Annotated in this window: 18 protein-coding genes; 13 read left to right on the forward strand and 5 right to left on the reverse strand. The window is 63.9% G+C overall.

All coding sequences use genetic code 11. The features are described from left to right. Window positions 1–3: 3 nt before the first annotated feature. From ABIA40_RS21580 to ABIA40_RS21590, 3 genes are all read left to right on the forward strand, one after another. Complete coding sequence (locus ABIA40_RS21580; protein WP_404543176.1) at window positions 4–1,803, forward strand: FAD-dependent oxidoreductase; 1,800 nt, start codon at window positions 4–6, stop codon at window positions 1,801–1,803. Further along, entirely contained in the window at window positions 1,773–3,620 is a 1,848-nt protein-coding gene (locus ABIA40_RS21585) for a 2-oxoacid:acceptor oxidoreductase subunit alpha (RefSeq protein ID WP_404543177.1), read from the forward strand. The genes ABIA40_RS21580 and ABIA40_RS21585 overlap by 31 nt, the downstream gene beginning before the upstream one ends. Window positions 3,621–3,750: 130 nt before the next feature. After that, window positions 3,751–4,806, forward strand: a complete 1,056-nt coding sequence (locus tag ABIA40_RS21590) for a 2-oxoacid:ferredoxin oxidoreductase subunit beta (RefSeq protein ID WP_404543178.1) — start codon at window positions 3,751–3,753, stop codon at window positions 4,804–4,806. Here ABIA40_RS21590 and ABIA40_RS21595 read toward each other — a convergent pair whose 3' ends face one another. Together ABIA40_RS21595 and ABIA40_RS21600 are read right to left on the reverse strand one after the other, a co-directional pair. Continuing rightward, window positions 4,807–5,253 (reverse strand): DUF4399 domain-containing protein, encoded by a 447-nt coding sequence (locus ABIA40_RS21595; RefSeq protein WP_271541953.1) that lies wholly within the window; start codon window positions 5,251–5,253, stop codon window positions 4,807–4,809. A gap of 17 nt (window positions 5,254–5,270) precedes the next feature. Continuing rightward, window positions 5,271–6,803, reverse strand: a complete 1,533-nt coding sequence (locus ABIA40_RS21600) for an SUMF1/EgtB/PvdO family nonheme iron enzyme (RefSeq protein WP_404543180.1) — start codon at window positions 6,801–6,803, stop codon at window positions 5,271–5,273. Between the two features lie 323 nt (window positions 6,804–7,126). Between ABIA40_RS21600 and ABIA40_RS21605 the strand changes: the two genes are divergently transcribed. The 6 genes from ABIA40_RS21605 to ABIA40_RS21630 all read left to right on the forward strand — a co-directional run bounded on the left by ABIA40_RS21605 (window position 7,127) and on the right by ABIA40_RS21630 (window position 9,895). Continuing rightward, on the forward strand, window positions 7,127–7,747 hold the full coding sequence (locus tag ABIA40_RS21605; protein WP_271541957.1) for a hypothetical protein: 621 nt from the start codon (window positions 7,127–7,129) through the stop codon (window positions 7,745–7,747). Window positions 7,748–7,787: 40 nt separating this feature from the next. Then, the gene (locus ABIA40_RS21610; protein WP_271541959.1) at window positions 7,788–8,237 is read left to right on the forward strand and encodes a DsrE family protein; all 450 of its coding nucleotides are present in this window, start codon (window positions 7,788–7,790) and stop codon (window positions 8,235–8,237) included. A 217-nt stretch (window positions 8,238–8,454) separates the two neighbouring features. After that, window positions 8,455–8,778: a helix-turn-helix transcriptional regulator gene (locus tag ABIA40_RS21615; RefSeq protein ID WP_271541960.1), complete on the forward strand. Its 324-nt coding sequence runs from the start codon at window positions 8,455–8,457 to the stop codon at window positions 8,776–8,778. Then, window positions 8,775–9,203 carry an SRPBCC domain-containing protein gene (locus tag ABIA40_RS21620; protein WP_225182720.1) on the forward strand — a complete coding sequence of 143 codons (429 nt, stop codon included), beginning with the start codon at window positions 8,775–8,777 and terminating at the stop codon, window positions 9,201–9,203. Before ABIA40_RS21615 ends, ABIA40_RS21620 begins: the two co-directional genes overlap by 4 nt. Window positions 9,204–9,254: 51 nt before the next feature. After that, window positions 9,255–9,446 carry a hypothetical protein gene (locus tag ABIA40_RS21625; RefSeq protein WP_157282126.1) on the forward strand — a complete coding sequence of 64 codons (192 nt, stop codon included), beginning with the start codon at window positions 9,255–9,257 and terminating at the stop codon, window positions 9,444–9,446. Window positions 9,447–9,457: 11 nt separating this feature from the next. Continuing rightward, window positions 9,458–9,895, forward strand: coding sequence for a DUF1801 domain-containing protein (locus tag ABIA40_RS21630; RefSeq protein ID WP_157282129.1), 438 nt, complete (start codon window positions 9,458–9,460; stop codon window positions 9,893–9,895). A gap of 210 nt (window positions 9,896–10,105) precedes the next feature. Here the strand turns inward: ABIA40_RS21630 and ABIA40_RS21635 are convergent, their stop codons facing one another. The 3 genes from ABIA40_RS21635 to ABIA40_RS21645 are packed head-to-tail and all read right to left on the reverse strand — an operon-like array spanning window position 10,106 to window position 14,892. Continuing rightward, window positions 10,106–11,644, reverse strand: coding sequence for a SpoVR family protein (locus ABIA40_RS21635; RefSeq protein WP_271541966.1), 1,539 nt, complete (start codon window positions 11,642–11,644; stop codon window positions 10,106–10,108). Next, on the reverse strand, window positions 11,641–12,918 hold the full coding sequence (locus tag ABIA40_RS21640) for a YeaH/YhbH family protein (RefSeq protein WP_338122584.1): 1,278 nt from the start codon (window positions 12,916–12,918) through the stop codon (window positions 11,641–11,643). Before ABIA40_RS21640 ends, ABIA40_RS21635 begins: the two co-directional genes overlap by 4 nt. Before the next feature lie 30 nt (window positions 12,919–12,948). Continuing rightward, window positions 12,949–14,892 carry a PrkA family serine protein kinase gene (locus ABIA40_RS21645; protein WP_036007284.1) on the reverse strand — a complete coding sequence of 648 codons (1,944 nt, stop codon included), beginning with the start codon at window positions 14,890–14,892 and terminating at the stop codon, window positions 12,949–12,951. A gap of 849 nt (window positions 14,893–15,741) precedes the next feature. Here ABIA40_RS21645 and ABIA40_RS21650 point away from each other — a divergent pair. The 4 genes from ABIA40_RS21650 to pgl are packed head-to-tail and all read left to right on the forward strand — an operon-like array spanning window position 15,742 to window position 21,893. Next, window positions 15,742–18,591 carry a bifunctional transaldolase/phosoglucose isomerase gene (locus ABIA40_RS21650; RefSeq protein WP_404543182.1) on the forward strand — a complete coding sequence of 950 codons (2,850 nt, stop codon included), beginning with the start codon at window positions 15,742–15,744 and terminating at the stop codon, window positions 18,589–18,591. Between the two features lie 13 nt (window positions 18,592–18,604). Beyond that, on the forward strand, window positions 18,605–19,603 hold the full coding sequence (gnd, locus tag ABIA40_RS21655) for a phosphogluconate dehydrogenase (NAD(+)-dependent, decarboxylating) (protein WP_057026081.1): 999 nt from the start codon (window positions 18,605–18,607) through the stop codon (window positions 19,601–19,603). Between the two features lie 29 nt (window positions 19,604–19,632). Then, window positions 19,633–21,144 (forward strand): glucose-6-phosphate dehydrogenase, encoded by a 1,512-nt coding sequence (gene zwf, locus ABIA40_RS21660; RefSeq protein WP_275508610.1) that lies wholly within the window; start codon window positions 19,633–19,635, stop codon window positions 21,142–21,144. Continuing rightward, entirely contained in the window at window positions 21,144–21,893 is a 750-nt protein-coding gene (gene pgl, locus ABIA40_RS21665) for a 6-phosphogluconolactonase (RefSeq protein WP_404546295.1), read from the forward strand. The genes zwf and pgl overlap by 1 nt, the downstream gene beginning before the upstream one ends. The last annotated feature ends 18 nt before the right edge of the window (window positions 21,894–21,911 follow it).

The raw sequence follows: 21,911 nt of genomic DNA on the forward strand, positions 1-21,911 counted from the left end.
GGAATGAAACCGACCGACATCGCGGCCCCCGACTACTTTCACAAAGTGGTCGATTGCCAATGGGCCTGTCCTGCGCACACCCCGGTTCCCGAATACATCCGACTGATCGCCCAAGGCCGCTACAGCGATGCCTACATGATCAATTGGAAATCGAACGTATTTCCCGGCATTCTGGGACGCACCTGCGATCGTCCCTGCGAGCCGGCGTGCCGGCGCGGACGCGTGGAGGAAAATCCTGTCGCGATCTGCCGCCTCAAGCGCGTTGCGGCGGATTTCAAGGACGACATCAGGCAGCGCCTGCCGAAGCCCGGGCCGAAGAACGGCAAGCGCATTGCGCTGGTCGGCGGCGGTCCCGCTTCGCTGACGGTGGCACGCGATCTCGCGCCGCTCGGCTATCACTGCACCGTGTTCGATGCCGACCCGGAAGCCGGCGGCATGATGCGCACCCAGATCCCGAAATTCCGCCTGCCCAATTCCGTGATCGACGAGGAGACCGGCTACATCCTCAATCTCGGCGTCGAGTTCAAAGGCGGTCATCGCATCGACAGCATGAAGGCGCTGCTCGCCGAGAAATACGACGCCATCTTCGTCGGCTCCGGTGCGCCGCGCGGCCGCGAGCTCGAGCTTCCCGGCCGGAAAGAGGCCGCCGCCAACATCCATATCGGCATCGAATGGCTGGCCAACGTGTCGTTCGGCCATGTCGACAAGATAGGCAAGCGCGTCATCGTGCTCGGCGGCGGCAACACGGCGATGGATTGCTGCCGCACCGCACGCCGGCTCGGCGGCGAGAAAGTCACCGTGGTCGTGCGTTCCGGCTTCGACGAGATGAAGGCCTCGCCCTGGGAGAAGGAGGACGCGATCCACGAGGATATCCCGATCCTCAACTACATGGTCCCGGTGGCCTTCAAGCATGTCGCCGGCAAGCTGATCGGCGTCACCTTCCAGCACGTCAAAGCCGAATACGACGCCAAAGGCCGCCGCAACCTCGTGCCTTCGGGCGATCCCGATCAGACCATTCCCTGCGACGACGTGCTGGTCGCGGTCGGTCAGGAAAACGCCTTCCCCTGGATCGAGCAGGATTGCGGCATCGAGTTCGACAAATGGCACATGCCGAAGGTCGATCCGAAGACCTTCGCCTCGACCAATCCGAAAGTGTTCTTCGGCGGCGATGCCGCGTTCGGCCCGAAGAACATCATCTGGGCGGTCGCGCACGGCCATGACGCCGCGCTGTCGATCCACAAGATGCTCTCGGGCGAAGCGGTCGACGAGCGCCCGCTGCCGGAGGTGCAAATCTCCTCGCAGAAGATGGGCATCCACGAATGGAGCTATGACAACGACATCTCGCCCGACAAGCGCTACAAGGTGCCGCATCGCGACAAGGTCGTTGCGCTCAAGGACATCCGCGCCGAGGTCGAGCTCGGCTATGACGTCAAGCTGGCGCTCGGCGAAGCCCATCGCTGCCTGAACTGCGACGTGCAGACCGTGTTCTCGACCTCGCTCTGCATCGAGTGCGACGCCTGCGCCGACATCTGCCCGATGGATTGCATCACCTTCACCGCCAACGGCGAGGAAAGCGATCTGCGCCAGCGCCTGAAGGCGCCCTCCGCTCACCCGGACCAGGACCTCTACGTCTCCTCGGATCTGAAGACCGGGCGGGTGATGGTGAAGGACGAGGATGTCTGCCTGCATTGCGGGCTGTGCGCCGAGCGCTGTCCCACCGGCGCCTGGGACATGCAGAAATATTTCATCGAGATGACCCACGCAGGTTCGACATGTCCGACAAAAAGCCGATCAGCAGCGTAAACGACTTCGTCGTCCGCTTCGCCAATGTCAACGGCTCGGGCTCGGCCAGCGCCAACGAGATGTTCGCGCGCGCGATCCTGCGCCACGGCGTGCCTGTCAGCCCACGCAACATCTTCCCCTCCAACATCCAGGGCCTGCCGACCTGGTACGAGGTGCGCGTGACGGAAGCCGGCCATCTCGGCGCACGCGGCGGCGTCGACATGATGGTGGCGATGAATCCGCAGACGTGGGACAAGGACGTCGCCGGCATCGAGCCCGGCGGCTACCTGTTCTACGATTCCACCAAGCCGATGCCGTCGACCAAATTCCGCGACGACATCACCGTGATCGGCGTGCCGCTGACCGCGATCACCAACTCGACCTACACCGATCCGCGCCAGCGCCAGCTGTTCAAGAACATCATCTATCTCGGCGCGCTCTCGGCGCTACTCGACATGGATCCGAAGCTGATCGAGCAACTGATCGGCGAGCAGTACAAGGGCAAGGAGAAGCTGCTGTCCTCCAACGTCCATGCGCTGCATCTCGGCCGCGATTGGGCCTTGCAGAACCTGAAATGCCCGATCGGGCTGCGCGTGAAGAAGTCCGACAAGGTCGGCGACCGTATCTTCATCGAAGGCAACAGCGCCGCCGCGCTCGGCGCCGTCTATGGCGGGGCCACCGTGTGCGCGTGGTATCCGATCACGCCGTCCTCGTCAGTCGCCGAAGCTTTCACCGCCCATTGCAAGAAGTACCGGCACGATCCTGAGACCGGCAGGGCGAAATACGCGATCGTGCAAGGCGAGGACGAGCTGGCTTCGATCGGCATCGTGATCGGCGCGTCCTGGAACGGCGCCCGCGCCTTCACGGCGACCTCCGGCCCCGGCATCTCGCTGATGACGGAGTTCATCGGCCTCTCCTACTTTGCCGAGATCCCGGCCGTGATCATGAACATCCAGCGCGCCGGCCCCTCCACGGGCATGCCGACCCGCACCCAGCAATGTGACATCATCGCCTGCGCCTATGCCTCGCACGGCGACACCAAGCATGTGCTGCTGTTCCCGGAAGACCCCGCCGAAGCGTTCGAGTTCGCGGCCGCCGCGTTCGACCTTGCCGAGCGGCTGCAGACCACGATCTTCCTGATGCTCGACCTCGACATCGGCATGAACCACCGGCTCTGCCGCCCGCTGAAGTGGGACGACGCCAGGCAATATGACCGCGGCAAGGTGATGACGGCGGAGATGCTGGAGGAGGGCCGCGACTTCGGCCGCTATCTCGACGTCGACGGCGACGGCATTCCCTACCGCACCTATCCCGGCACGCATCCGACCAAGGGCTCCTATTTCACCCGCGGCACGTCGCGCGACCGCTATGCGCGCTATTCCGAGGAAGGCACCGTCTACGCCGACAACATGCAGCGCCTGGTGCGCAAGTTCGAGACGGCTCAGGACCTGGTGCCGCGGCCGCTGCAGGCCAATGCGGAACGGCCGACCAAATATGGCGTGATCTATTTTGGCTCGACCTCGCCGGCGATGGACGAGGCGATCGGCCTGCTGGAAGCGCGCGGGCATCAGCTCGACCGCCTGCGCATCCGCGCGTTCCCGTTCCACTCGAGCGTGGCGAGCTTCCTCGCCGAGCACGATTTCGTCTACGTCGTCGAGCAGAACCGCGACAGCCAGCTGCGCCAGCTCATCGTCAACGAGAACGGCATCGATCCCGTCCGGCTGGTGCCGATCGTGCATTACGACGGCACGCCGATCACTGCCCGCTTCATCGCCAAGGCCATTGGCGACCACCAGGACCACCTCAAGGTGACCCCGCTCCGCAAGGCCGTGTCATGATTAGCGCATCACTCTCTCTTTCGTCATGCCCGGGCTTGACCCGGGCATCCACGCCTTTCTTTTTCTCGGCCAAGACGTGGATGGCCGGGTCAAGCCCGGCCATGACGGCCCTGGGATCGCAGGTGCTTTCATGACCTACATTGCAAAACCGAAATTCCATCATCCGGGCCTGAAGAAGAACGCGCTCGGCTACACGCATCGGGACTACGAGGGCAAGATCTCGACGCTATGCGCCGGCTGCGGCCATGATTCGATCACGGCCTCGATCATCGAAGCCTGCTACGAGCTCTCGATCGAGCCGCACCGGGTGGCGAAGATCTCCGGCATCGGCTGCTCGTCGAAGACGCCGGACTATTTCCTCGGCAATTCGCACGGCTTCAATTCCGTGCACGGCCGCATGCCGAGCGTGCTCACAGGCGCCAATCTCGCCAACCGCGATCTGATTTATCTCGGCGTCTCCGGCGACGGCGATTCCGCCTCGATCGGCTTCGGCCAGTTCGCACATTCGATCCGGCGCGGCGTCAACATGACCTATATCGTCGAGAACAACGGCGTCTACGGCCTGACCAAAGGTCAGTTCTCGGCGACCGCCGACCGCGGCTCGAAGAGCAAGAAGGGCGTCACCAACACCGACAACGCCATCGACCTCGTCGCCATCGCGCTGCAGTTAGGGGCCACCTTCGTGGCGCGCTCGTTCTCCGGCGACAAGAGCCAGCTGGTGCCGCTGATCGCCGCCGCGATCGGCCACAAGGGCGCGTCCTTCATCGACGTGATCAGCCCCTGCATCGCCTTCAACAACCATGCCGGCTCGACCAAGAGCTTCGACTATGTCCGCGAGCACAATGACGCCGTGAACCGGCTCGACGTGCTGGTCGACCGCGACCCGATTGCGGTGGACTACGCGCCCGGCACGGTGCAGGTGGTCGAGCAGCACGACGGCAGCAAGATCGCGCTGCGCAAGATCGATGCGGATTACGATCCGCACGACCGCCTGGGCGCCCAGACCTTCCTCGCAAGGCACGCCGCCAAGGGCCAGATCGTCACCGGTCTTCTGTACGTCGACCCCGACGCGGAGGACCTGCACGAGCATCTCAACACGGTCGAGACGCCGCTCAACGCGCTCGAGGCGGACACGCTCTGCCCGGGCTCGGCGGTGCTGGACAAGATCAACGCCAGCCTGCGGTGATCATCTTCGCGCTGATGCCGCCGGCCTGACGCGTATCGTGATCTTCTCCGACACGACGGGTGGTTCGAACGGATAGTGCTTGGCGTCGCCAAGCACCAGTTGCAGCGTGTGCGTGCCCGGCGGAAGCTCGAGAAACGTTTCGGTTTGTCCCGCTCCGAAATGCAGATGGGACTTGTCCTGCGGAATCGGCTCCTTGGCATTGATGGGGTCTTTCACATCGATCAACAGATGATGGTGGCCGGCATTGTGGTAGTCGTCGCCGGCATGCGTCACGCCCATGTTGCGCAGGCCGAAACGGACCCAAAACCCACCACGGATCTTCTGGCCGTCATACGGCGAGATGAAATAAAGCTTGGCGTCCTTTGGCGCAGCTTTGCCTTGCGGATAGGCCGCGCCGGGGAACAATGCGATGGCGGCCGCCAGCGCGATACAGGAAACGATCTTCATCAAATTGACTCCAGTACCTACGGACTGAGCGCGATCCGGAATCCATGCGTGGGGTAACGGACGCCGGTGTCGTATCCACCGCGGTTTGACGGCCGCACATATCTCGAATCGTTCTTCCAGGAGCCTGAGCGCAGGACATGAGAGCTGCAGTCAGCGCTGGTCCGCGCCGAGCCGTCGCTGGGCGCGCCCTGATAGGTCCGGTGCCAGCAGTCCGCGACCCACTGATCGATGCCGCCGCCCATGTCGTAAAGCCCGAACGGATTGGGCTTGAAACTGCCGACCTTGGCCGGCTGCTCGGCCGCAAGTTCACCGCAATCCTTGCAGCCGGCCATGCCCGGCTGCAGCTTGTCGCCCCACCAATATTTGGTCTGTGTCCCGCCGCGTGCCGCATATTCCCATTCGGCTTCGCTCGGAAGCCGATAGGGCTTCTTTGTCGCCTGCGCGAGCCAGGCGACATATTGCTGCGCATCGATCCAGCTCACATTGCTGACCGGGGCATCGTCCTTGCCGGTGGCCGTGAATCCGCACGCCTTGGCGGCAGCGCATTCGTTCCACTCCTGCACCGTCACCGGGTATTTTCCGATCGAGAACGGCTTGATCGTGACCTGGTGGACGGGACGCTCGGTCGGATCGTCGTTGCTTCCCATGGCGAAGCTGCCGCCGCGAATGGCGATCATTTCGGGCTCGCGCACCGGCGTTGCCGATGGGCTGGGAGCCGGAGCCGGAGTCGGGGCCGAAGGCGACGAAGCCAATGACGGAGAGGGTTGCGGCGTCTGCTTCGCCGCCTCGCTCGGCAACGGCTGAGGAACCGGTGAGACCACCGGAGCGGTGGGCGGCGCGGCAGCCTGCTCGCCCATCTTGCCGGGTTGCGCCAGCAAATACCAGAGCACGCCGGTGGCCATCATCAGCACTGTAATGGCCAGCAAAAAGATCAGCGCGTTCTCACGCCGGCTTCTTGTCTTGCCGATCGCATCAGCGTCCGGCAGCACACGATACACGCGCACCGGATCGGTGATGTTCTTGACCTTGCGGTCGCCGAGCGACTCATAGCCGCATACTACCTTGTGCTTGATCTGCTCGTAGATCGCGCCCGAGATATAGACCTGACCGGGCTCGGCAATGCCCTCGATGCGTGTGGCGATGTTGACGCCGTCGCCGTAGACATCGTCCGACTCCACGATCACATCGCCGAGATTGACGCCGATCCGATATTCGAGCCGCGAATGCTTGGGAAGCGACGCGTTGCGGCCGATGAGGTTCTGCTGGATGACGATGCTGCATCGAACGGCCTCGACGGGGCTGTCGAAAATGGCGATGAAGCCATCGCCTGTCGTCTTCACCAGAGTTCCATGGTGCTCGACGATGCTTGGATAGATGAGGTCGCGCTCGATCCGCTTGACGCGGACATGCGTTCCCTCCTCATCGGCCTGCATCATGCGGCTGTACGAAGCGATGTCACCGACAATGATCGCTGCGAGGCGACGAGGCATGGCGCCGTGGGCAGGCGGCTCGTCTTGATTGCCGGATTTGAAGCTGCGAATTTCGCCCATTGCGGGGGGACTCCACATACTGACAAGGCAGCCCCAGCTTACGACCGCCGAAGGCGGTCGTTTGTGAAGGCTATCACATTGACGAACCGAGACAATGTCGCAGCGATTGCAGACTTCAAGTTCCGAAGGGCCGCCCGCTTCACCGCTTGAACCTTCTCAAGCCCATCAGTGACTAAGGCGGAGCGTGAAGCGAGTTGCGCGAATCCGCACCGCGACCACCGCTCGAGCGGCTTGCGACGGTTGAACGCGGGTCACCAATTCTGCGTCTAACAGACAGCAGCTCTGTCCTGCTGCGACGAAATTGTCGTGTGCGCGAGGCCCTCATGAAGCTCGTCATCCTTGCTGCCCTCACTTTTGCTGCGCTGACCAGCGTCGGCCGCGCCGAGGAAGTCGACGATATTCGCGAGCCCAGCAAGGCCGAGGCCGAGACCTTCAATACGCGGATGTATGCGAAGCCTCCCGGCGACAAGGCCTATGCCTGCTTCGTCCGCCGCTACGATGCCGACCATCTGGCGCGGCATCCGAAGCAGAAGGTCGCCGCGATGAAGCTGCTGATCTCCGCGGAATTCGACAAGGAGGACAAGGAGCTTCACCATTCCTTCCGCCTTGGCTTCAGGTACCGTCACCGCAGCGGCGATTTCGACTCCAGCGGCTCGTGCAACCACGCCGTATTCACCAGGAGCGGCGACGAGGTGCGCCTCGGCTGCGGCGTCGACTGCGATGGCGGCGGCATCGGTGTTGCGCTCTCCAAGGACGACAAGTCCGCGATCGTCCGGCTCGAACGTGTCAGGGTCTGGCAGAACAACAAGCCGGACGATGACGCCGAGCATTCGCTGACCGCCGGCGCCGACGACAAGATTTTCCGGCTCGACCGGGCCGACAATCGCGAGTGCGCCTCGCTGGTGATCGACCGCAAGGAACTCGCGGCGCTGCGCCACAAATGATATGCCTGCGGCAAATTCGGGCTTCGTCGAGGAGATCGCCATGAACCGCCGGAACATCCTGTGGAGCGCCGTCTCGGCACTCGGTGCGGCGCTTGGCGGCTCCAGCGCGAAAGCCACCACCGCCACCGCGCGGTCGAACAAGCTCAAGGTGGCCTATCACCTCAGCGACGCCGAGAAGGTCCATTTCGTGCTCGGCAATATCCAGAACCACATCGACGGCGTCGGCGGCCCCGAGCACGTGACGATCGCGCTGGTGATCCACGGCCCGGCGCTGAAGGCGTTTCACTCGGCGCAGGCCAACCCCGACGTCAGCAAGCGCGTCGGTGACTTCTCCACGGGCGGCGTCGAGCTCGCGGCCTGCGGCAACACGATGAAGGCGCAGAACGTGACGCTGAGCGAGCTGCTGCCAGGCTTCGTCAACGCAGAGAACGGCGGCGTGGTGCGGCTCGCCGAGCTGCAGTCGCAGGGGTATCTGTATTTGCGGCCGTAGGCGGGCACGGCGACGTCTGGCGCAGCCCTTTCCGCGTCATTGCGAGGAGCCCTTGCGACGAAGCAATCCAGACAGCCTCCGCGGACAGATTCTGGATTGCTTCGCTGCGCTCGCAATGACGGGGGCGTATGGCGGCGCCGCAGGCCCCATCGTACTTGACTTACCCATAACTCCACAGTTATGAGTCTATTCATAACCTCCCGGTTATGGATTTTTCATGCCTCCCACCCCCGACCTCCTGTTCAGGACGCTCGCCGACCCGACCCGGCGGGCGATCTTCGAGCGGCTGTGCCGTGAGGGGGAGCAGACGGTCGGGGCGCTGACGGCGCGATCCGGCGTATCGCAGCCGGCGGTGTCGAAACATCTTGGCGCCCTGAAGCAGGCGGGCCTGGTGCGCGACCGGCACGAAGGACGGCAGACCCATTACAGCGCGCAGCCCGGCGCGCTCAATCCGCTGATCGACTGGACCGGCCAGATGGCCGGGTTCTGGCAGAAAAGGTTAGATGCCCTCGACGATCTCCTGACGAGGATGGACCAATGAACGAACCCGCCGAAACGCGCTCCGTCGTCATCGAGCGCGAATTTGCCTATCCCGCCGAGCGGCTCTGGCGCGCGCTGACGCAGCCGCATCTGATCGAGGAATGGCTGATGAAGAACGATTTCAAGCCGGTCGTCGGCCATCGCTTCAATCTGCGCGGCGAATGGGGCGGCGTGCTGGACTGCGAGGTGCTCACCATCGAGCCGCAGAGGACGCTGGCCTACACCTGGAATTTCTCGCACGAGGACGCCGCGTTCGATCTCAAGAGCATCGTCACCTTCACGCTGACGCCGACGAGCGCGGGCACGCATTTGCGCGTCGAGCAGGCGGGCTTCCGCCCGACGCAGAAACAGGCGTTCGGCGGCGCGCATGCCGGCTGGAAGCAGTTTTTGGCGAAGCTGGACGATCTGCTGGCGCGGGCGAGCTAGCTCCACCACCCATTCCGATCATTCTCAAAGGAGGTCCCAGTGAGCACGCCTATGTGGATTCGGCAGATTCATCGCTGGCTGTCGATGGCTTTCACGCTTGCCGTCATCGCCAACATCGTGGCGATGACGATGCAAGTCGAGGCCGTGTGGATCGGCTTCCTGGCACTGGTGCCGCTGATTCCGCTGCTCGCGACCGGGCTCTATCTGTTCGCGCTGCCTTATCGCGGCCGCAGCGACGCGTGAACGAGGCCATGATGAAGAAGCCCGTGGCGGCCAAGACGAGCAGCGCGAAGCAAGCAGGTACCGCCTCGCCATCCAAGCTGATCGACGGCAGGATCAAGGAGCTCGGCGACTGGCGCGGTGAGATGCTGGGGCGGGTTCGCGCGCTGATCAAGGAGGCCGACCCTGATGTCGTCGAAGAGTGGAAATGGCGGGGCGTTCCCGTGTGGGAGCACGACGGCATCATCTGCACCGGCGAGACCTACAAGGAGGTGGTGAAGCTGACCTTCGCCAAGGGCGCGGCACTCGCGGATCCCGCAGGCCTCTTCAATTCCAGCCTCGACGGCAATGTGCGCCGGGCGATCGATCTTCGCGAGGGCGAAAAGGTCAACGAGAAGGCGCTGAAGGCGTTGATCCGCGCGGCGGTGGAGCTGAATGTGTCGAAGAAGAAGCCGGGGAAGCGATCGGCGTAGAGCGGAATGGCTTTAGGTTGACTTGATTGCCCCGGGCTCGGTGCAACCTCTCCCGCTTGCGGGAGAGGTCGTGCCGAAGGCGCGGGAGAGGGCTCTATCCTCTTGGGGAACCCCACTGCGGAGACACCCTCTCCCAGCCCTCCCCCGCAAGCGGGGGAGGGAGCGCACCGCCTTCGGCGCGCGAGCTTCACTTCAAAAGAGGAGACAGCCTCACGCCACCGCGGCGGGAATCGGGCGTGGGCTGACGACGTATTCGCGCAGGACCTTGTCGTTGGCATCGACCTCGATCAGTGCGACGTCGTAGGTCCAGAGATCGGCCAGGTGCTGGAGCACGCGCTTGGCGTCGGTCTCGTTGAGCTGCGAGCCCTTGATGACGTGATGATGCAGGATCAGGCGGCGGTCGCCGGAGAGATCGACGTCGACCACCTCGATATTGGCGTCGATGTAGCCGACATCGTGCTGCCGCGCCAGCTCGCGGCGGACGCGGCGGAAGCCGCGCTCGTCGTGGATGGCGTCGACCCGGATGCCGGCGCGCTCCTCGGGATCGTCGTGCAGATGGAACATGCGGAAGTGCCGCATCAACTTCGGGCTCAGGAATTGGCCGATGAAGCTCTCGTCGCGATAATTGGCCCAGACGTCGCGCAGCACGCCCATGACATCGCCCTTGCCGGCGATGTCGGGGAACCACTCGCGGTCCTCGTCCTCCGGATTGCTAACGATGCGCTCGATGTCCTGCATCACGGCGAAGCCGAGCGCGTAAGGGTTGAAGCCGGAGAAGCGCGGGTCGTCGAATTCGGGCTGGAACACCACGTTGGTGTGCGACCCCAAGAATTCGAGGAAGTTGCCGTCGCTGATGCGGCCTTGCTCGTGCAGCTTGGTCATGATGCGATAATGAACGTAGGTCGCCGTCCCCTCGTTCATGACCTTGGTCTGGCTCTGCGGATAGAAATATTGCGCGATGTGGCGGACGATGCGGAGCAGCTCGCGCTGCCAGGGCGCCAGCCGCGGCGCGCTCTTCTCCAGGAAATAGAGCAAATTCTCCTGCGGCAGGCCGAGCAGCTTGCGGCGGCGCTCGATGCTGAGCGTGGAGCGGCTCTTGGCGGCGCCCTTCGGCACCGTGCGCCAGAGATCGTTGAAGACCTCCTCCTCGTGCTGGCGGCGGCGCCCTGCCCGCTTCTCCTCGGCGCGCAGATCGAGCTTCTTCTTGCCGGGGTAACGGTCGATGCCGTGCGACATCAGCGCGTGCGCGGCATCGAGCGTGCGCTCGACCTCGATGCGGCCGTAGCGCTCCTCGCACTGCATGACGTAGTTCTTGGCGAAGTCGAGATAGTCCAGGATGCCGTCGGCATCGGTCCACTGCTTGAACAGATAATTGTTCTTGAAGAAATGGTTGTGGCCGAAGGCGGCGTGCGCGATCACCAGCGTCTGCATCGTCGCCGTGTTCTCCTCCATCAGATAGGAGATGCAGGGCGAGGAGTTGATCACGATCTCATAGGCGAGCCCCATCAGGCCCTTGCGGTAGGACGCCTCATGGAACGCGAAGTGCTTGCCGAACGACCAGTGCTTGTAGAACAGGGGCATGCCGACCGACGAATAGGCGTCCAGCATCTGCTCGGCGGTGATGACCTCGATCTGGTTCGGATAGACGTCGAGGCCGAGATCCTTCAACGCCACCTCCTCGCAGGCATCGGTGATGCGCTGCAAGGTGTGGAAATCCCAATCGGCGCCTTCGAACAAACGTTCCTTCATGGAGCGGCCTTCTCCTGGGCAGTGTCGCGGCGCTGGAACAGATCGTGGAATACCGGGAAGATCTCGCTGCGCTCCGAGACCTTGCGCATCGAGAGCGGGGCGCCGCTGTTGCGCAGGCGTTCGTAGAGACTCCAGAGCGAGGAGTCGGAGAGATCGAAGGCGCTGCCGCCGGCCTCGCCGACCTCGAGATAGGCGAAGAACTGGCAGACCGGCAGGATCTTCTCGGTCAAGAGGAGCCCCGTGAGCTCGCCGTCGGAATAGGAATTGTCGCCGTCGGAAGCCTGCGCGGCGTAGATGTTCCAGTCCGACGGGTTGAAGCGCTCGCGCACGATCTCGTGCATCGCTTGCAGCGCACTGGAGACCAGCGTACCGCCCGAGGCCGGACCGTAGAAGAAGGTCTGCTCGTCGACCTCCTCGGCGCGGTCGGTGTGGCGGATGAAGACGATCTCGACGTGCTTGTAGCGCCGCTTCAGGAAGACGTAGAGCAGCATGTAGAAGCGTTTCGCCAGGTCCTTCATGTGCTCGGACATCGAGCCGGAGACGTCCATCAGGCAGAACATCACGGCCTGCGCGACGGGCTTGGGGACCGTCTCGAAGCGCCGGTAGCGGATGTCGAGCGGATCGATGAAGGGGATGCGCTTCGACTTCGCCTTCAACGTTTCGAGCCGGGCCACGAGAGCCGCACGCTCGTCCTCGTCCGTGCAGGCTTCGATCGCGGCTTCCAGCTCCTCGATCTCCTCCTTGCGCGGACGCTTGAGCGCGATGCGGCGGGCGAGCGCGAGCTTCACCGTCCGGCTCACCGAGATGTTGGCGGGCGAGCCGGTCATGGTGTAGCCGGCGCGCTGGATGCCTTCGCTCTCGGTCTGTGCGATCTTGCGCTTGGCGAGATCCGGAAGCTCGAGGTCGTCGAGGAACAGATCGACGAACTCGTCACGGCTCAGCACGAAACGGAAGGCGTCCTCGCTGTCGCCTTCGCCGGGACCGGAATCCTTGGCGCTGCCCTGGCCGGAGCGCTGGAGATAGTCGCCTTCGATGAACTTCTTGTTGCCGGGCAGGACCATGTCGCGCGTCCCGCCTTCACGGCGGAAACGCGGCTCGTGCATGCCGTCGAGTGGAATCGTAACCTCACCACCCTCCAGGACGTCCTTGATGTCGCGTTCCTGCGAGGTCTTCTTGACGGCGCCCTGCACCAGGGATTTGGCCCGACGCAAGAACCGCTGGCGGTTCTCAAGACTCTTGCCGCCTGGATTCAGGCGCCTGTCAATAATGTGAATGGGCACTTTACCATTCGCCTCCCATCCGCCTCAACCGGCCTGCTTCACGCGCATGTACCATTCGACGAGCCGGCGAACCTGACGTTCGGTATAGCCGCGCTCCACCATGCGTGCGACGAACTCGCCGTGCTTCTTTTCCGTCTCGCCGTCCTTCTTCGACCCGAAGGAGATGACCGGAAGCAGGTCCTCGACCTGGGAGAATATCCGCTTTTCGATCACATCGCGAATCTTCTCGTAGGAGGTCCAGGTCGGGTTTTTGCCGCCGTTCTGGGCCCGGGAGCGTAACGAGAATTTGACGACCTCGTTGCGGAAATCCTTGGGATTGGCGATGCCCGCCGGCTTCTCGATTTTCGTCAGCTCCTGGTTCAAAAGCTCGCGATCGAGCAGCTGGCCGGTATCGGGATCCTTGAAGTCCTGGTCCTCGATCCAGGCGTCGGCATAGTCGACGTAGCGATCGAACAGGTTCTGCCCATAATCCGAGTAGGATTCCAGATAGGCCTTCTGGATCTCGTTGCCGATGAACTCGGCGTAGCGCGGTGCGAGCTCGGCCTTGATGAATTCGAGATAGCGCTTCTCGGTCTCCTCAGGCAGCTGCTCGCGGCGGATCGCCTGCTCCAGCGCGTACATCAGATGCACGGCGTCCGCGGCCACCTCCTGCGGATCGTGGTTGAACGTCGCAGCCAGGATCTTGAAGGCGAAGCGGGTCGAGGCGCCATCCATGCCCTCGTCGACGCCGGCGGCGTCGCGATATTCCTGGACGCTGCGCGCCTTCGGATCGGATTCCTTCAGGCTCTCGCCGTCGTAGACCCGCATCTTGGCGAACAGGGTGGAGTTCTCGTGCTTGCGCAGGCGCGACATCACCGAGAACCGCGCCAGCGTCTCCAGCGTCGACGGCGCGCAAGGAGCCGAGGCGAGCTCGGAGCCCTGGATCAGCTTCTCGTAGATCTTCTGCTCCTCGGTGACCCTGAGGCAGTAGGGCACCTTGATGACGCAGATGCGGTCGATGAAGGCTTCGTTGTTCTTGTTGGCCTTGAAGCTCGCCCACTCGGCTTCGTTCGAGTGCGCCAGGATGATGCCGGTGAACGGGATCGCGCCGATGTTCTCGGTGCCGATATAATTGCCTTCCTGGGTTGCGGTCAGCAACGGATGCAGCATCTTGATCGGCGCCTTGAACATCTCGACGAACTCGAGCACGCCCTGGTTGGCGCGGTTGAGGCCGCCGGAATAGCTGTAGGCGTCGGGATCGTTCTGGGCGTAGGTCTCGAGCTTGCGGATGTCGACCTTGCCGACCAACGAGGAGATGTCCTGGTTGTTCTCGTCACCGGGCTCGGTCTTGGCGATCGCGATCTGGCGCAGCCGCGACGGCTGGATCTTGGCGACACGGAACTGGGAAATGTCGCCGCCGAACGCTTCCAGCCGCTTGTAGCACCACGGGCTCATCAGGCCGGTGAGGCGACGGCGCGGAATGCCGTACTTCTCCTCCAGCATCGGACCGAGCTGATCGGGATCGAACAGGCTGAGCGGGCTCTCGAACACGGGCGAGAGCTCGTCGCCGGCCTTGAGCACGTAGATCGGCTGCACTTCCATCAGCGACTTGAGCCGCTCGGCGAGCGAGGACTTGCCGCCGCCGACCGGGCCGAGCAGGTAGAGGATCTGCTTGCGCTCTTCGAGACCTTGCGCCGCATGACGGAAGAAACCGACGATGCGCTCGATGGTTTCTTCCATGCCGTAGAAGCCGGCGAAGGCTGGATAGGTGCGGATGGTGCGGTTCAAAAAAATACGGCCAAGGCGTGGGTCCTTGGCCGTGTCAATCGTCTGAGGCTCACCGATCGCCGCTAGCAGTCGTTCAGCCGCGTTCGCGTATTTCATGGGATCGCTTCGACACGATTCCAGATATTCCGCCATCGACATGTCGTGCTGGCTTCTCGCCTCGAACGACCGAGCGAAAGCGTTGAATAGAGAATCGTTGTACATGATCCCTCTCCGCGTGAGTTCCGCTACAAGCTGAAACGAAAGCAGTTACCGGACCGTTCCTCAGGCCGTTTCGAATCAGCGTGAGCACATGACAATCATTGGACACCCTGGTGCCGACTCGACGCAACGCACAACGTAGGCACTCCATGAGTTACGAACAGGCACCTGCCTGTAATTTGTGCGAATCTCCGTCTATTCTGGCTCATTTCCAGAAAATGTCACTCGGTCGCCACATCCGGGCGTTCCCGGGGATGGCCCCATCCGGCGGTGCAGCATAGCGATCGGGGAGCGGCGATCTTATGACGCTCGTACGGCGAAGCCTTGCGGTCCCCGTTCATCTTCCTGCTGCAATGCGGTGTGCTGGCGGCCTACGTCACGGCAACGCGCAGCACCGTGTCACAATCGCTGCCAGGCCAGGCCCACCCCGACGGATGACAACGCGATCGTTCTCTGCGTAACGGCCAGCTTGGGATGCTGCGGAGCTCTTCGCATGTCCGGCGTCGGCCTCAGCACGATCATTTCGTGACCGCGGCAATCTTCGAGCAAGATCTCCGCTATCGAACCCCGTGGCAGAAATTCATTGTCGATACGGGAAAGCGCGGATGCGAAGGAGTGGATGACGACGACATGCCCGCTGGGCAGCGAAGCGCTCAGATCGGCCGGATGGTGAACGACCTTTACGCAACAGTAAGCTGCCCGTCTGGATCGCCATGATCGCGACGGAGTTACACTGGAGGGTATGACTCCTGCACCCTTGATTGGTTCCCTCCCGGGTGCATGTAGGCTAGAGGATAGCGCGACAGACCTTCGCGAAAACCCTCGTCCGCAGGCTTGGAGATAATAAGCATCATGAATCCCGTCAAAGAACTGGAAAAGCACGGACAGGCGGTCTGGCTCGACTTCCTGGCCCGCGGCTTCATCGCCAAGGGCGACCTGAAGCGGCTGATCGACACCGACGGCGTCAAGGGCGTCACCTCCAACCCGTCGATCTTCGAGAAGGCGATCGGCAGCTCGGACGAATACGACGCCCCGATCGGCAAGGCGCTGAAGCGCGGCGACCGCACCGTGGCCGGCCTGTTCGAGGCCGTCGCGATCGAGGACATCCAGAACGCCGCCGACGTGCTGCGCCCGGTCTATGACCGCCTCAAGGGCGGCGACGGCTATGTCAGCCTGGAGGTCTCGCCCTATCTCGCCATGGACACGTCAGGCACGGTCGCGGAGGCGCGGCGGCTCTGGAAGGACGTCGGTCGCAAGAACCTGATGGTGAAGGTGCCGGCGACGCCGGAGGGCCTGCCGGCGATCGAGCAGCTGATCAGCGAAGGCATCAGCATCAACATCACGCTGCTGTTCTCCAAGGCCGTCTATCTCGAGGTGGCCGAGGCCTACATCGCCGGTCTCGAGACCTACGTCGCCGGCGGCGGCGATCCGTCGCATGTGGCCAGCGTCGCCAGCTTCTTCGTCAGCCGGATCGATTCGGTGGTCGACAAGCAGCTGGACGAGAAGATCGCCCGTGCCAACGATCCGTCCGAGAAGGAGCGGCTCGCCGCGCTCAAGGGCAAGGTGGCGATCGCCAATGCCAAGCTCGCCTACCAGGACTACAAGCGCCTGTTCGCAGGCCCCCGCTGGGAGAAGCTCGCCGCCAAGGGCGCCAAGCCGCAGCGCATGCTGTGGGCCTCCACCGGCACCAAGAACAAGGACTATAGCGACGTCCTCTATGTCGAGGAGCTGATCGGCCCCGACACCATCAACACCGTGCCGCCGGCAACGCTGGATGCGTTCCGCGACCACGGCAAGCCGCGCGACAGCCTGGAGGAGAACGTCGAGGACGCCAAGCGCGTGTTGGACGAGCTGGAGCGCTCCGGCATCTCGCTCGATGCGATCGCCGAGGAGCTGGTCAAGGACGGCGTCAAGCTGTTTGCGGATGCCGCCGACAAGCTCTACGGCGCCGTCGCCCACAAGCGGGCGGTCGTGCTCGGGCCCGCACTCGACCGCCAGCAGCTCTCGCTGGGCGAGGCGCTCGGCAAGGCGCTGGCCAAGACCACGGAGGAATGGCGGGCGTCGGCCAAGATCCGCAGGCTGTGGCAGCGCGACAAGTCGGTCTGGACCGGTGCGGACGAGGACAAATGGCTCGGCTGGCTCGACAGTCCAGCCAAGGCCGACATTGCCGATTACGAGGACTATGCGGGCCGCGTGAAGGGCCAGAAATTCTCCGACGCCGTCGTGCTCGGCATGGGCGGCTCCAGCCTCGGCCCCGAGGTGCTGGCGGAGACCTTCGGCAAGAAGCCCGGCTTCCCCAAGCTGCACGTGCTCGACTCCACCGATCCGGCGCAGGTGCGGGCGATGGAGGCGAAGATCGACATCGCCAACACCGTCTTCATCGTCTCCAGCAAGTCCGGCGGCACCACCGAGCCGAACGCGATGAAGGACTATTTCCACGAGCAGGTTGCCAAGGCGGTGGGTGCAAAGGTGAAGACCGGGCATCGCTTCATCGCGGTGACCGACCCCGGCTCGTCGCTGGAGAAGGCGGCGAAGAGCCTTCATTACGCCCGCATCTTCCATGGCGAGCCCTCGATCGGCGGACGCTATTCGGTGCTCTCGCCGTTCGGGCTGGTGCCGGCGGCGACCGCGGGCATCGACGTCAAGAGCTTCGTCAAGCATGCGCTGGCGATGGCCCGCTCCTGTGGCCCCGATGTGCCGCCGTCCGAAAACCCGGGCGTGCAGCTCGGCCTTGCCATGGGTCTCGCGGGACTCGAAGGCCGCGACAAGGTGACGATCCTGGCGTCGAAGAAGATCGCCGATTTCGGCGCCTGGGCCGAGCAGCTGATCGCGGAATCGACCGGCAAGGAGGGCAAGGGCCTGATCCCGATCGAGGGCGAGCCGCTGGGCGATCCCTCCGTCTACGGCAACGACCGCTTCTTCATCGACATCCGTGTCGAAGGCGAAGCGGACGCCGCACACGATTCCCAGCTTGCCGCGATCCAGGCGGCGGGTCACCCCGTGGTGCGCATCGTCATGAAGTCGATCGAGCATCTCGGCCAGGAATTCTTCCGCTTCGAGATGGCGACCGCCGTGGCCGGCAGCATTCTCGGCATCAACCCGTTCGACCAGCCGGACGTGGAGGCCGCGAAAATCAAGACCCGCGAGCTCACCGCCGCGTTCGAGAAGACCGGCAAGCTGCCGGCGGAAGAGCCGGTGGTCAGCACCAAGGACGCCGATCTCTACACCGACGAGGCCAATGCCACGGCGCTGCGCGCCGCCGGCGCCAATGGCGATCTCGGCTCCTGGCTGAAGGCGCATCTGTCGCGATCCAGCGACGGAGACTACGTCGCCCTGCTCGGCTACATCGCGCGCGACAAGGCCACGATCGACGCGCTTCAGGCCATGCGCTTAGAGGTGCGCGAGAAGCGGCATGTCGCGACCTGCGCCGAGTTCGGCCCGCGCTTCCTGCACTCGACGGGACAGGCCTACAAGGGCGGGCCCGACAGCGGCATCTTCCTCCAGATCACCGCCGATGACGCCAAGGATCTGCCCGTACCGGGGCAGAAGGCGAGCTTCGGCGTGATCAAGGCGGCGCAGGCGCGCGGCGATTTCGACGTGCTGACGGAACGCGGCCGGCGTGCGCTGCGGGTGCACCTGAAGGGTGGGCTCAAGAAAGGCCTCGCCGCGCTCAATGCAGCGCTCAACGACGCGCTGAACTAAAGGAATAACGCAGATGCAACTCGGCATGATCGGCCTCGGCCGAATGGGCGGCAACATCGTTCGCCGCCTGATGCGCCACGGGCATTCGACGGTGGTCTACGACAAGGACGCCAAGGCCGTCGCTGGCCTTGCCGCCGACGGCGCGGTCGGCTCGGCGACGCTGGAAGAGTTCGTCGCCAAGCTGGAGCGGCCGCGCACGGCCTGGGTGATGCTGCCGGCAGGACGCATCACCGAGACCACGATCGAGACAATCGCCGGCGTGATGCAGGAAGGCGACGTCATCATCGACGGCGGCAACACCTTCTGGCAGGACGACGTCCGCCGCGGCAAGGCGCTGAAGGCGCGCGGCATCCATTATGTCGACGTCGGCACCTCCGGGGGCGTGTGGGGGCTCGACCGCGGTTACTGCATGATGATCGGCGGCGAGAAGCAGGTGGTCGACCGGCTCGATCCGATCTTCGCGGCGCTCGCGCCGGGCGCCGGCGACATTCCGCGCACGCCGGGGCGCGAGGGCCGCGATCCCCGCGTCGAGCAAGGCTACATCCACGCCGGGCCCGTCGGCGCCGGCCATTTCGTCAAGATGATCCACAACGGCATCGAATACGGCCTGATGCAGGCCTATGCCGAAGGTTTCGACATCCTCAGGAATGCCAATATCGAGGCTTTGCCGGCGGATCATCGCTACGATTTCGATCTCGCCGACATCGCCGAAGTGTGGCGGCGCGGCAGCGTGATTCCGTCCTGGCTGCTCGACCTCACCTCGACCGCCCTCGCCGACAGTCCGCAACTGTCGGAATATTCCGGCTTCGTGGAGGATTCCGGCGAAGGCCGCTGGACCGTGAATGCCGCGGTCGACGAGGCCGTGCCAGCCGAGGTTTTGACCGCGGCGCTCTACACACGTTTCCGTTCCCGCAAGGAACACACCTTCGCCGAAAAAATTCTCTCGGCGATGCGTGCAGGGTTCGGCGGGCACAAGGAGCCGACGCAGCCGGGCGCGGCGAAGCCGAAGTAACGCGTAAACCAAGCGAAGGCCGACCATTCGTGACAAAAGACCCGCAGCCAAAGCGCAAGCCGGAAAATTGCGCCTTCGTCATCTTCGGCGTCACCGGCGATCTCACCCATCGCCTGGTGATGCCCTCACTCTACAACCTGGCGGCCGAGCATCTTTTGCCGGAAAAATTCTGCGTCGTCGGCGTGGCCCGCAGGGGCCAGTCGGATGAGGAGCTGCGCGACAGCCTGCTGAAGGGCTTGCGGCAATTCGCGACGCGCCCGGTGGACGACGACATCGCGACGAGGCTTTTGGAATGCGTGACCTTCGTCGAGGCCGACGCAAAGGATCCGCCCTCCTTCGATCGCTTGCGCGATCATCTGGATTCGCTGGAATGCGCGCAGGACACCGGCGGCAACCGGCTGTTCTATCTGGCAACCCCGCCGGCCGCGTTCGCGCCGACCGCGCGGGAGCTCGGCCGCACCGGCATGATGAAGGAGAACGGCGCCTGGCGGCGGCTCGTGATCGAAAAGCCGTTCGGCACCGACCTCGCCTCGGCCCGCGCGCTGAATGCCGAACTCTTGAAGATCATGGACGAGCACCAGATCTACCGGATCGATCATTATCTCGGCAAGGAAACGGTGCAGAACATCCTGGTGCTGCGCTTTGCCAACGGCATGTTCGAGCCGATCTGGAATCGCAACCATATCGACCACATCCAGATCACCGTGGAAGAGAAGCTCGGGGTCGGCCACCGCGGCGGCTTCTATGATGCCACGGGCGCGCTGCGCGACATGGTGCCGAACCACCTGTTCCAGCTGATGTCGCTGGTCGCGATGGAGCCTCCCGCCCGCTTCGATGCGCACTCTGTGCGTTCCGAGAAGGCGGACGTGCTGACATCGATCCAGCTGCCCAGCCGGGAGGACGCACTGAAGAATTCGGTGCGCGCGCAATATCTCGCGGGTCGCAGCGGCGACGACGAGATCACGGACTATCGCAAGACCGCGGACGTCAAGCCAGACAGCACCACCGAGACCTTTGTTGCGCTCAAGCTGATGATCGACAATTGGCGCTGGGCCGGCGTGCCGTTCTACTTGCGCACCGGCAAGGCGCTCGGCCACAAGCGCACCGAAGTCGCGATCAAGTTCAAGCAGGCGCCGCTGTCGATGTTTTCGGGTACGGACGTCGACCGCCTGTCTCAGAACTTCCTCACCATCGGCATCGCCCCGACTGAGACCATCGAGCTGCAGTTCAACGCCAAGATCCCGGGGCCGAGCATCACCATCGACGGCGTCGAGATGAAGTTCCGCTATGGCGACTATTTTCGCGCCGATCCCTCGACCGGCTATGAGACGCTGATCTACGACTGCATGATCGGCGACAACATCCTGTTCCAGCGCGCCGACGGCATCGAGGCCGGCTGGCAGGCGGTGCAGCCGTTCCTGGACGCCTGGAAGAGCGCGGGCAGCAACGGCATCGAAACCTATGAAGCCGGCAGCGACGGCCCTGCCTGCGCCGACGAGCTGCTCCGGCGCGACGGCCGAAGCTGGCGGAAGTACTCGTGATGGCTCCGGCCGAGCAGCCGAAGCTGATCATCGAGGCCGATGCCGAAGCTCTCGCCCGCGCCGCGGCTGAACGCGTGATGGCGCGGATCGCAGCCAATCCCGGCCGGATCGCGATCTGCCTCACCGGCGGCTCCAGCCCGAGGAAGCTGTATCAGTTGCTCGGCAGCGAGGCCTGGCGCGGCAGGATTCCGTGGGAGCGCGTGCACTGGTTCATCGGCGACGAACGCTTCGTGCCCGAAAGCGATCCCCTCAACAACATGGCGGTCGCGCGCGCGACCTTTCTCGACCGCCATGCGCCCGCCGGCCATATTCACCCGATCCCGACCACAGCCGAAAATCCCGATGCCGCTGCGGAAGCCTATGCGCGCGAGCTGCAGGCCTTCTATGCTGGAGACCAGCTCGATCCGGCACGTCCGCTGTTCGATCTCGTCCTGATGGGCGCAGGACCGGACGGCCACACCGCCTCGCTGTTTCCCGGTTACCCCGAGATCGAGGAGACCCGACGCTGGGTCGTCGGCGTGCCCAAGGCGAACGTCGCGCCGTTCGTGCCGCGGGTCTCGCTCACCCTGCCCGTCTTGGCCTCCTGCCGCGAAATGCTGTTCGAGATTGCCGGGCACGACAAGCGGCCGATCTTGACGCGCCTCTGCAATGGCGAGAATCTGCCGGCCTTACGCGCGCGCTCGAACGGCGAAACCGTCTGGCTGGTCGACAGGGCCGCGCTTCCGGAGGACATTCGTGGGCCGCGCTGAAGCACCTTGTGCATTGAT

The sequence above is a fragment of the Bradyrhizobium sp. USDA 223 genome (assembly GCF_044909005.1).
GTDB classification, from domain to species: Bacteria; Pseudomonadota; Alphaproteobacteria; order Rhizobiales; family Xanthobacteraceae; genus Bradyrhizobium; species Bradyrhizobium yuanmingense.

Coding starts and splice junctions, on each gene's coding strand:
- ABIA40_RS21580 (WP_404543176.1), top strand. CDS start 4: ATGAAACCGACCGACATCGCGGCCCCCGACTACTTTCACAAAGTGGTC.
- ABIA40_RS21585 (WP_404543177.1), top strand. CDS start 1,773: ATGTCCGACAAAAAGCCGATCAGCAGCGTAAACGACTTCGTCGTCCGC.
- ABIA40_RS21590 (WP_404543178.1), top strand. CDS start 3,751: ATGACCTACATTGCAAAACCGAAATTCCATCATCCGGGCCTGAAGAAG.
- ABIA40_RS21595 (WP_271541953.1), bottom strand. CDS start 5,253: ATGAAGATCGTTTCCTGTATCGCGCTGGCGGCCGCCATCGCATTGTTC.
- ABIA40_RS21600 (WP_404543180.1), bottom strand. CDS start 6,803: ATGGGCGAAATTCGCAGCTTCAAATCCGGCAATCAAGACGAGCCGCCT.
- ABIA40_RS21605 (WP_271541957.1), top strand. CDS start 7,127: ATGAAGCTCGTCATCCTTGCTGCCCTCACTTTTGCTGCGCTGACCAGC.
- ABIA40_RS21610 (WP_271541959.1), top strand. CDS start 7,788: ATGAACCGCCGGAACATCCTGTGGAGCGCCGTCTCGGCACTCGGTGCG.
- ABIA40_RS21615 (WP_271541960.1), top strand. CDS start 8,455: ATGCCTCCCACCCCCGACCTCCTGTTCAGGACGCTCGCCGACCCGACC.
- ABIA40_RS21620 (WP_225182720.1), top strand. CDS start 8,775: ATGAACGAACCCGCCGAAACGCGCTCCGTCGTCATCGAGCGCGAATTT.
- ABIA40_RS21625 (WP_157282126.1), top strand. CDS start 9,255: ATGTGGATTCGGCAGATTCATCGCTGGCTGTCGATGGCTTTCACGCTT.
- ABIA40_RS21630 (WP_157282129.1), top strand. CDS start 9,458: ATGAAGAAGCCCGTGGCGGCCAAGACGAGCAGCGCGAAGCAAGCAGGT.
- ABIA40_RS21635 (WP_271541966.1), bottom strand. CDS start 11,644: ATGAAGGAACGTTTGTTCGAAGGCGCCGATTGGGATTTCCACACCTTG.
- ABIA40_RS21645 (WP_036007284.1), bottom strand. CDS start 14,892: ATGTACAACGATTCTCTATTCAACGCTTTCGCTCGGTCGTTCGAGGCG.
- ABIA40_RS21650 (WP_404543182.1), top strand. CDS start 15,742: ATGAATCCCGTCAAAGAACTGGAAAAGCACGGACAGGCGGTCTGGCTC.
- gnd (WP_057026081.1), top strand. CDS start 18,605: ATGCAACTCGGCATGATCGGCCTCGGCCGAATGGGCGGCAACATCGTT.
- pgl (WP_404546295.1), top strand. CDS start 21,144: ATGGCTCCGGCCGAGCAGCCGAAGCTGATCATCGAGGCCGATGCCGAA.